We start from the raw sequence: 235 nt of genomic DNA, 5'->3' as shown, positions 1-235 counted from the left end.
GAATGAGAAGCTGGCTCTGTAGAAGGCTCAGTGAGATCAGATTCTGTAGGCTCGCGCTCTGTCGTAGACGGCGAGTGAGAAGCCATGAGGTTGAGAGGCAAGTAAAGAGCGAGTCAGACTTACATGGTTCGTTTTAACGTTGAGCTGTGTTGATGTGTTCTGCTTGTCCTCCACCACCGCGATGTGGTTCTGGTCAACAAGTTGAAGTTTGGTCAACAAACAAAAGGCATGTGAC

At 48.9% G+C, this 235-nt stretch carries 1 protein-coding gene; it reads right to left on the bottom strand.

All coding sequences use genetic code 11. The features are described from left to right. Positions 1–36: 36 nt before the first annotated feature. A partial coding sequence (locus KMS84_RS40750) for a hypothetical protein (protein ID WP_256921686.1) occupies positions 37–235 on the bottom strand: 199 nt, incomplete at its 5' end.

This window comes from Streptomyces hilarionis, assembly GCF_024539675.1.
In the GTDB taxonomy this organism is placed as follows: Bacteria; Actinomycetota; Actinomycetes; order Streptomycetales; family Streptomycetaceae; genus Streptomyces; species Streptomyces hilarionis.
The sequence above is the reverse complement of the archived record's forward strand: the minus strand, read 5'-3'. Positions and strand labels throughout refer to the sequence as shown.